The sequence below is a fragment of the Candidatus Andeanibacterium sp. genome (assembly GCF_057143545.1).
Window position 1 is genome coordinate 1 of record NZ_DBNHSF010000148.1, and the last position, 7197, is coordinate 7197.

Here is a 7197-nt window from a genome sequence, read left to right on the forward strand (position 1 = left end):
GTATTCATCTCGGGGACGAGGATCCGCTCATATTTGCGCAGCAGCTCGCCCGAATTGGCGGGAAGCGGCCAGACATGTCGGAAATGGATATGCGACACGTCGAGGCCCCGCTCGCGGCAATTGCTGACCGCGCGGCGGATCGGGCCGAAGGTCGAGCCCCAGCCGACCACGGCGAGCTTGCCGCCTGCGTCATCGCCATCCGGGCCCAGCGTCACGCCCTGTGGCCCGAGTTCATTCGCGATCCCGTCGATCTTGGCCTTGCGGGCATCGGTCATCGCCTGGTGGTTGGCCGGCGAATAATCGATATTGCCGGTGCCTTCCTGCTTCTCGATCCCGCCGATGCGGTGCATCAGGCCGGGCGTGCCCGGCTTGATCCACGGCCGCGCGCCCTTGGCGTCGCGCTTGTAGGGGAGCAGGTTCTCGCCATCGTTCTTCTCGGCCAGGAATGCGACCGGGAACGGCTCGAAGCTCGCCGGATCGGGCACTTTCCACGGCTCGGCGGCATTGGCGATATAGCCGTCGGTGAGGAGGATCACCGGGGTCATGTATTGCACCGCGATCCGTACCGCCTCGATCGCGCATTCGAACACATCGGCGGGCGAGGATGCGGCGATCACCGGCAGTGGGGCATCGGCATTGCGGCCATAGACCGCCTGGTAGAGGTCCGATTGCTCGGTCTTGGTCGGGAGGCCGGTCGAAGGCCCGCCGCGCTGCGAATTGACGATCACCAGCGGCAGTTCGGTCATGATCGCGAGGCCCATCGCCTCGCCCTTGAGCGCAATGCCCGGGCCGGAGGACGAGGTGACCCCGAGGCTCCCGGCATAGCTTGCGCCGATCGCGGCGCAGATTGCGGCGATCTCGTCTTCCGCCTGGAAGGTGGTGACGCCGAATTCCTTCATCCGCGCGAGGTGATGGAGGATCGCCGAGGCCGGGGTGATCGGATAGCCGCCGAAAAACATCGGCAGGCCCGCCAGCTTCGCGCCTGTCACCAGGCCAAGCGAGACAGCCTCGGCCCCGGTGATCGTGCGGTACAGCCCCGGCGGCTGCGGCCACGGGTCGACATGGACCTGTTTGAGCGGGCCGGAAAGCTCGGCGGTCTCGCCATAGGCATGGCCCGCATCGAGGGCGGCGACATTGGCGTCGGCGATCTCGGGCGCATTCCTGAACTTGGTCCGCAGCCAGTCCTCGATCGGCTTGCGGTCGCGGTCGAACATCCACAGCGCGAGGCCGAGCGTCCACATGTTCTTGCAGCGCAGGGCATCCTTGTTGCCGAGGCCGAACGGCTTCACCGCCTCGATCGTCAGCGCGGAAATGTCGAACGCCAGCACGTCCCACTTGGCGAGGCTGCCATCCTCGAGCGGATTGGCATCGTATTTCGCCTTGTCGAGGTTGCGCTTGGTGAACTCGCCGGTGTCGGCGATGATCAACCCGCCGGGCTTCAGCGCATCGAGATTGGTCTTGAGCGCGGCCGGGTTCATCGCCACCAGCACATCGGGCGCATCGCCCGCGGTGCTGATCTCGCGGCTGCCGAAATTGATCTGGAACGCCGAAACGCCGAACAAGGTGCCTTGCGGCGCGCGGATTTCCGCCGGGAAGTCCGGGAAGGTGGCAAGGTCGTTCCCCGCCAGCGCGGTCGAAAGGGTGAATTGCCCGCCGGTCAGTTGCATCCCGTCGCCGCTATCGCCCGCGAAACGGACGACAACCGCGTCGGGCGACTGCTCGGGTACCGGATCCTCTTTTGCGAGCGTAGCCATTCTCAATCCCAGATGCGCAGCAATGCGCGAATTTCAACGTGGCGTTGGCACCTATGAGCCCGAGACCGCAGCCGCAATCAAGTTTTTCTGTCCTGTGCGATAATTTCACGGTTGGAAAAGCCACCGGTCCCGCCCTATTCTGGCGCGAATTCGCAAGGAGTTTCCATGGCCGATTCCGTGCCATTCGTACGCGACGACGTACGCGCTTTCCTGACCATGCTCGAAGGGCTCAACCGCCCGGACATAAGCGAAGTCCCGCTGAGCGAAACCCGCGCAATGATGGCGGCGATGCAGGAATTCGCGCAGGTTCCGCCGCGCGAGATTGCGCTGGTCGAGGACCTCGCCTGCCCCGGCCCCGCGGGCGAAATCCCGCTGCGGCTATACGATCCGCGCGGCATGCGCGGCCCTTCACCGCTGCTGGTGTTCATCCATGGCGGCGGCTTCGTCGCGGGGTCGGTCGAAAGCTACCACCGCTTCTGCACCCTGGTCGCCGCCGAAATGGACCTGCCGCTGGTCTCGGTCGAATACCGCCTCGCGCCCGAGCACCCCTTCCCCGCCGCGCCGGACGATTGCGAGGCGGCGGCGCGCTGGCTTGCAAGCGGCCCGCCTGGGCTGGGTTTCGAAGTCACCGGGCTGATCCCGCTGGGCGACAGCGCCGGCGGCAATATGGCGCTGGTGCTCGAACAGGCGCTGCGCGCCGCACCGGCCGGGGTCCCGGTGATCATGCAGGTGCCGATCTATCCGATCTGCGACGATTTCCGGCAGCATCCCTCGAGCCGCGAACTGGGCGAAGGCTACATGCTCACTGACTCGGTGATGGATTTCTTCGAGGACTGCTACCGGGCCGACAAATCGAGCGCGAAGCTTTATCCGATCCTCGGCGAGCTGGCGGGAACCGCGCCGACCGTGCTGCTGACCGCCGGGCTCGATCCGCTGCGGGATTCTGGACGCGTGTTTGCTGCAGAGCTGATCAAGGCTGGAACCGACGTCACCTATCTCGAACGGCCGGGCATCATCCACGGCTTCATCCAGCTCCTGCAGGCGATGCCGAGCGGACAAAAGGACATGGCGGCGCTGATCGGGGCGATGAAGGGCGTGCTGGAGCGCATCCGGTGAGCCGGGACTACCTGGACCTGCCCTATCGGCCCTGCGTCGGGGTGATGCTGGTCAACGAAAGCGGCAAGGTGTTCGTCGGCAAGCGGATCGACAACCAGGAAGGCGACGCCTGGCAGATGCCACAGGGCGGGATGGACGAGGACGAAGACGTGGTTGCGGCCGGATTGCGCGAACTGGCCGAGGAGACCGGCGTCACCGAAGAACTCGCCACGCTGATCGCGCGCTCGAAAGAGGAACTGCTTTACGACCTGCCCGACGAATTGCAGGGCAAGCTATGGGGCGGGAAATATCGTGGCCAGCGCCAGCACTGGCTCTTGATGCGCTTCACCGGCGAGAACAGCCAGATCGACCTCGAATATCACCAGCCGCCCGAATTCTGCGACTGGAAATGGGCCGATCCCGAAGACCTGACAGACCTCATCGTGCCGTTCAAGAAACGCGTCTATCGTGCTGTTCTGGAGGAGTTTCGGGATTTGATTTGAGCCCCTTCCCCCTTGATGGGGGAAGGATAGCGAAGCTTGGCTCGACAGGAGCCTGGCGTAGCTTGGATGGGAGTGAGGCAGCGTTTGGACGAGAGATCACCCCCACCCAACTGCGGCTAGGCAGCAAGCTGCCCAGCCTTCGTATCCCTCCCCCATCGAGGGGGAGGAGGAAATCAATTCTGCGTCACCATCGGATCGGGAGTGACGGCTTCGGCGGTCAGCACCTGCGGGCTCGGCCCGGCTTCGATCGCGGCGGCGAGCTCCCGGGTTTCGACACACCCTTCGCCGCACATGGTCTCGAGCTTGGCCAGGTTCTGCCGCGCCTTCTCCAATGCGCCGCGCTCGACCAGCGCTTCGCCCTCGCCCGTCAGCGCGGCGAGATTGCCCGGCTCGCGCTCGAGCGCCTCGCGATAGTAATGGATCGCCTTGCCCTGCAGCCCGACCGCCCGCGAGGCGTCGGCGAGGTCGAGATAGACTTCGGAATAGCCCGGATCGATCGCCAGCGCGGCCTCGAACGCATCGATCGCGCCCTGGGTCTCGCCTGCTTCGAGCAGCGCGCGCCCCTCGGTCACCAGCGCAGCAGCGCGCGGATCGGCCTGGTAATCGCCCGCCTGCCCCATGCTCGCGCTTACGGCGACAGCCAGCGAAAGGGCAAGGGCGGCAGGGTAATAGCGCATTACGAACTCCTTGAGCGCGTCAAAATCGATATGGTCGGTTGCGGCCACGAGCTTCAAACCTACCACGACCTGGATAGACGTGCGATGAAAAAACCATCCGTGCCGTCACGGTACGGAGTCAAGCGGATTCCGTTAACGCGTTCAACCCCCAAGGGCAGTTGCGGCAGGTCGACGCGCCAGTCGGGGCGGTTAACGCGGAACGCCGAAATCCGGTCCTTCCCTTCCTCGTCGAGCAGCGAACAGGTGACATAGACCAGCCTCCCGCCGGGCTTCACCAGAGCCGCCGCAATGGCCAGCAGATGGCCTTGCGTCGCCTCGTAACGCTGCAATTGCCCGGGCGTGATCCGCCAGCGGTTTTCGGGATTGCGGCGCCAGGTCCCGCTCCCCGAACAGGGCGCGTCGACCAGCACGCAATCGGCGGATTCGCGATATTTCCCAAGCGCTTCGAGTTCGCGGCCCGGATCGAGCCGGACGGTTTCGGCGATCGCCGCCCCGGCTCGCTCGGCGCGCGCTGCCAGCTGGCCGAGCCGCCGCCAGTCGGTGTCGCAAGCAACCAGCGTCCCGCTGTTATCCATCATCGCGGCGAGCGCCAGCGTCTTGCCGCCGGCCCCGGCGCAGAGATCGATCACCGTCTCGCCGGGCCTAGCCCCGGTCGCAAGGCAGGCGAGCTGGCTGCCGCAATCCTGGACCTCGATGAGGCCCTCCTTCCAGGCCTCCCATTGTTCCACAATTGCGTTTGCGGACAGGCGCAGGCCGTGCGGCGCAGCGAGATTTTCGGCCTCGACCGGCAGCTTTAGCGACTCGCGCGAGGTCTTGAGCGAATTGACCCTCAAATCGAGCGGCGCGCGGGCCAGCAGCGCCTCGGCCTCGGCGCCGTCGATACCCGAGGACGCCAGCCGGTCTGCCAGCCATGCGGGTGCGAAGCCGCGCTCGGCAACGGGCTCGCCCTCGCCGACCGGCGACGGACCGTAATCGGACCCGTCGAACAGCGGCAGGATCGCCGGATCGCCTTGCGCCAGCCGCAGCATCGCCGCCCGCCCGCTGGCCGGCACCGGCCCGCAAGCGCGGATGGCGGCATAGACCAGTTCTCGGATCGCGCGCCGGTCCTTGCTCCCGGCATAGCGGCGCTGGCGGAAGCCCTCGGCGAGAATGCGATCCGCCGGCGGGCCGTTGTCGCGCGCGGCGGCAATGATTTGGTCGAGCAGCTCGATCGCCGCCTGGACGCGGGCTGAAGGGGTCATGCGCTGAGTTCCCGCGAAGGCGGGAACCTCCAACCATCAGGGGTTCTACTGTTGGCACGAGGTCCCCGCCTGCGCGGGGACTCGCAACCTGATCGCAACACAATCACCTTGTCGGATAGTTCGGCGCCTCGCGCGTGATCGAAACGTCATGCACATGGCTTTCCGAAAGGCCGGCATTGGTGATGCGGACGAATTTGCCCTTTTCCCGCAGTTCGGCGATGGTCGACGAGCCGGTATAGCCCATCGCCGCCTTCACCCCGCCAACCAGCTGGTGGATCACGTCCCGCGCCGGGCCCTTGAACGGCACCTGGCCCTCGATCCCTTCGGGGACGAGCTTCATCTGGTCCTTTATGTCCTGCTGGAAATAGCGGTCGGCGCTGCCGCGCGCCATCGCGCCGACGCTGCCCATCCCGCGATAGGCCTTGTAGGAGCGGCCCTGGTAGAGAAAGGTCTCGCCCGGCGCTTCCTCGGTTCCCGCGAGCAACGAGCCGATCATTACGCTCGATGCCCCGGCGGCAAGCGCCTTGGCGGCATCGCCCGAGGTTCTCAATCCGCCGTCGCCGATCACCGGGATGCCATGCCTGGCCGCCTCATTGGCGCTGTCCATGATCGCGGTGAGCTGCGGCACGCCGACGCCCGCGACGATCCGCGTGGTGCAGATCGAGCCCGGCCCGATCCCGACCTTGACGCCGTCCGCGCCCGCGCCGATCAGCGCCCTGGTCGCTTCGGCGGTGGCGACATTGCCGGCGATCACCTGCGCCGAATTGGAGAGCTTCTTCACCCGTTCGACCGCCAGCGCGACATCCTTGTTGTGGCCATGCGCGGTGTCGATGATCACCACGTCGCATTCGGCGTCGATCAGCGCCTCGGTCCGCTCGAAGCCCTTGTCGCCGACCGTGGTCGCCGCCGCCACCCGCAGGCGCCCGCCGGCATCCTTGGTGGCATCGGGATAGGTCACCGCCTTCTCGATATCCTTGACCGTGATCAGCCCGACGCAGTGATAGGCATCGTCTACCACCAGCAGCTTCTCGATCCGGCGCTGGTGGAGGAGCTTGCGCGCCTCTTCCTGCGACACGCCCGCGCGCACGGTCGCGAGGTTCTCATGCGTCATCAGCTCCTTGACCGGCTGCTTGGGATTGTCGGCAAAGCGGACATCGCGATTGGTGAGGATGCCGACCAGCCTGCCGCCCTTCTCGACCACCGGGATCCCGCTGATCTTGTTGGTCTGCATGATCTCCTGTGCCTCGCCGAGCGAGGCATTGGGTGCGATCGTGATCGGGTTGACCACCATCCCGCTTTCGAAGCGCTTGACCTGGCGCACGGCGGCGCATTGCTGCTTGACCGAGAGGTTGCGGTGCAACACGCCGATCCCGCCCATTTGCGCCATCACGATCGCCATGTCGGCCTCGGTCACGGTGTCCATCGCCGCCGAAATGAACGGGATATTGAGCGTGATCGCCTTGGTCAGCAGGGTCGCGGTGTCGGCTTGCGAGGGGAGGACATCGCTCTCGGCCGGACGCAGCAAGACGTCGTCGAATGTCAGGCCTGTGGGGATGTCCATGTTTGCCACTGCGGTCCTTCGCCGAGGAGAATCGTGGCGGTCCATCTAGGCGCGGTTGCCGCGCACGGCAATAGCCGGGTTCGGCGCACTACTTCTTCCCCCTTGATGGGGGAAGGATAGCGCAGCTTGCTCCGGAACGGAGCTAGCGGAGCTTGGATGGGGGTGAGGTTGAGTCCAAACGAGAGGACACCCCCACCCAACTGCGGCTAGCGAACAAGTTCGCAAGCCTTCGTATCCCTCCCCCATCGAGGGGGAGGAGGAGAATCTACTCCGCCGTCCAGCCGCCATCGATCGACATATTGGCGCCGGTGATATTGGCCGCCTCGTCGCGGCACAGGAACAGCGCCATCGCTGCCACTTCCTCGA

General features: G+C 65.7%; 7 protein-coding genes. 2 read left to right on the forward strand and 5 right to left on the reverse strand.

Translation table 11 applies throughout. The features are described from left to right. Positions 1–1754 (reverse strand): 2-oxoacid:acceptor oxidoreductase subunit alpha (locus tag AC16XC_RS08555; protein ID WP_484034230.1); only part of this gene is annotated, 1754 nt, incomplete at its 3' end. Between the two features lie 165 nt (positions 1755–1919). On the opposite strand from AC16XC_RS08555, the gene AC16XC_RS08560 reads away from it, so the two are divergent. Both AC16XC_RS08560 and AC16XC_RS08565 read left to right on the forward strand, forming a co-directional pair. Continuing rightward, a complete protein-coding gene (locus tag AC16XC_RS08560; protein WP_484034231.1) occupies positions 1920–2870 on the forward strand; it encodes an alpha/beta hydrolase in 951 nt (316 codons plus the stop codon). Then, on the forward strand, positions 2867–3352 hold the full coding sequence (locus tag AC16XC_RS08565; protein WP_484034232.1) for an RNA pyrophosphohydrolase: 486 nt from the start codon (positions 2867–2869) through the stop codon (positions 3350–3352). The genes AC16XC_RS08560 and AC16XC_RS08565 overlap by 4 nt, the downstream gene beginning before the upstream one ends. Positions 3353–3525: 173 nt before the next feature. On the opposite strand, the gene AC16XC_RS08570 is transcribed toward AC16XC_RS08565, so the two are convergent. From AC16XC_RS08570 to AC16XC_RS08585, 4 genes are all read right to left on the reverse strand, one after another. Further along, entirely contained in the window at positions 3526–4029 is a 504-nt protein-coding gene (locus tag AC16XC_RS08570) for a tetratricopeptide repeat protein (RefSeq protein WP_484034235.1), read from the reverse strand. A gap of 59 nt (positions 4030–4088) precedes the next feature. Beyond that, complete coding sequence (locus AC16XC_RS08575; RefSeq protein ID WP_484034233.1) at positions 4089–5270, reverse strand: RsmB/NOP family class I SAM-dependent RNA methyltransferase; 1182 nt, start codon at positions 5268–5270, stop codon at positions 4089–4091. 103 nt (positions 5271–5373) lie between these two features. After that, positions 5374–6831, reverse strand: coding sequence for an IMP dehydrogenase (guaB, locus tag AC16XC_RS08580; protein ID WP_484034234.1), 1458 nt, complete (start codon positions 6829–6831; stop codon positions 5374–5376). A gap of 265 nt (positions 6832–7096) precedes the next feature. After that, the coding region (locus AC16XC_RS08585) for an SDR family oxidoreductase (protein WP_484034236.1) at positions 7097–7197 on the reverse strand (101 nt) is incomplete at its 5' end.

Excerpts from the sequence above, each read along its gene's own strand:
- guaB (WP_484034234.1), bottom strand. The coding sequence starts at position 6,831 with ATGGACATCCCCACAGGCCTGACATTCGACGACGTCTTGCTGCGTCCG.
- AC16XC_RS08575 (WP_484034233.1), bottom strand. The coding sequence starts at position 5,270 with ATGACCCCTTCAGCCCGCGTCCAGGCGGCGATCGAGCTGCTCGACCAA.
- AC16XC_RS08570 (WP_484034235.1), bottom strand. The coding sequence starts at position 4,029 with ATGCGCTATTACCCTGCCGCCCTTGCCCTTTCGCTGGCTGTCGCCGTA.
- AC16XC_RS08560 (WP_484034231.1), top strand. The coding sequence starts at position 1,920 with ATGGCCGATTCCGTGCCATTCGTACGCGACGACGTACGCGCTTTCCTG.